Source organism: Streptomyces sp. SM1 (assembly GCF_002910825.1).
GTDB classification, from domain to species: Bacteria; Actinomycetota; Actinomycetes; order Streptomycetales; family Streptomycetaceae; genus Streptomyces; species Streptomyces okerensis.
This window is the reverse complement of the sequence record NZ_NEUB01000302.1, coordinates 1-1,859: the sequence shown is the minus strand read 5'-3', so window position 1 is coordinate 1,859 and position 1,859 is coordinate 1. Positions and strand designations below refer to the sequence as shown.

Annotated in this window: 1 protein-coding gene; it reads right to left on the bottom strand. The window is 76.3% G+C overall.

Annotated elements, in window-relative coordinates; genetic code table 11:
• Positions 1-1,859 (bottom strand): acyltransferase domain-containing protein (locus B9S61_RS07230; RefSeq protein WP_146064745.1); only part of this gene is annotated, 1,859 nt, incomplete at both ends.

Genomic DNA, 1,859 nt, shown 5'->3' with positions numbered 1-1,859 from the left:
GCCGCGGCGGGTGCGGCAGCCGTCGATCTCGACGGTGACCGTGCCGTCCGGGTCCGCGTAGGTGATGTCCCAGCACATCTCGTTGGCGCTGCGGCTGCGGCGGCGCAGATGGACCACACCGGTGGTCGCGGGGGTGCGCCACACCCGTACGGCGCCGAAGACGGTCGGCAGGAACGCGGCGGACTCGGCCCCCTCCCCGGCGAGGGCCACGGTGGCCTGGAGCGGTGCGTCGAGGAGGACCGGGTGGGCGGTGTACGCGTCGGCGGCGTGCTCCAGCCGGTAGCCGACGAGGGCCTCGTCCGCACCGGAGTCGATGCGGTCGATGAGCCGGAAGTCCGGTCCGCAGTTCAGGCCGATGGCGTGGCACGTCCGGTAGAAGGCCGGGCCGTCGGTGCTCCGGTCGCAGCGGGCCCGGACCGCGCCGACGTCGAGCGGGGGCGGTGCCGTGCCGAGCAGGGTGCGGACCTGGGCGCGTACGACGGGCCGGCACTCCCCGCCGTGTTCCTCGCGGACGCTGACGGTCAGGGCGCCGTCGTCGGGGGTGACGGCGGTCTGCAGGGCGACCGGGGTCGGGTCGGGCCACGGCACGGACAGCGGGCGGCCGATCTCCAGGTGGCGTACCTCGACCGGCCTGTCCAGGGCGCGCCGGCCGGCGCTCAGGGCCATCTCCACGTAGGCGGCGGCCGGCATGAGGACGTCGTCGCCGATGCGGTGGTCGCCCAGCCAGGGCACCAGCTGCGGTTCGACGGTGCCGTGCCACACGGGGTGCGGGGCGGGCATCCGCTCGCCCACCAGCGGATGGTCGAGCAGGCCGCTGCCGCTGGTGTGGGCGACCAGGTCCTGCGCGGTGCCGTGCCAGTGCCGTTCGCGCTGCCAGGGGTAGGCGGGCAGGTCGACCACCCGGCCCGGCCGGGGGAAGTGGTGCCGCCAGTCGGTTCCGGTGCCGGCGGCGAGTGCGGCGGCGACGGCCGCCGCGGTCTCGCGGGTGCCGTCGCCGTCGCGGTGCAGGGTGGGGACGCAGGTGGCTCCGGTGCGGCGCAGGTAGGGGCGCAGGACCGGGTGCGGGCCGATCTCGACCAGGACGCCCGCGTGCCCGGCGGCGAGCAGGCCGGCGGCCTCGGCGAACCGGACGGGCTCGCGGACGTTGCGCCACCAGTACTCGGCGTCGAGTTCCGGTCCGCTCAGCGGGGTGCCGGTCACGGTGGAGAGGAAGGGGATGCGGGCGGGGGCGGGTCCGAGTCCGGCGAGTGCCTGGAGCAGCGGTTCCCTGATGGGGTCCATGGCGCGGCTGTGGAAGGCGTAGTCGAGGTCCAGTTCGCGGAAGAAGACGCCGCGCCCGGCCAGTTCGGCTCCCCAGGCGGTCAGCGCGTCGGCGTCCCCGGCGACGGTCACGTCGCTCTCGCTGTTGATGCCGGCGATCTCCAGCGCGCCGTCGTGGCGGAGCAGTTCCTCGCGTGCCTGTGCCTCGGGCAGACCGACGGCGGCCATGCGGCCCCGGCCCGCCGTGGCGCCCTGGGTGCGGCTGCGCTCGGCGATCACCCGTGCGGCCTGGTCCAGGGTCAGGACTCCGGCGGCGTGGGCGGCGGCGACCTCTCCGACGCTGTGGCCGGTCACCGCCCGCGGGTGTACGCCGTGGGCGGCGAGCAGCGCGGTCAGGCCGGCCTGCACGGCGAACAGGGCGGGCTGGGCCACCTCGGTGCGCTGCCACGTCCGGGGGGACGGGTGGGCCAGTTCCTTGGCGACCGACCAGCCCAGGTGGGGGGCCAGGGCGGCGTCGGCCCGCTCGACGGCCCGGCGGAAGGCGGGTTCGCTCTCCAGCAGGTCTGCGGCCATGCCCGGCCACTGGGAGGCGTTGCCGG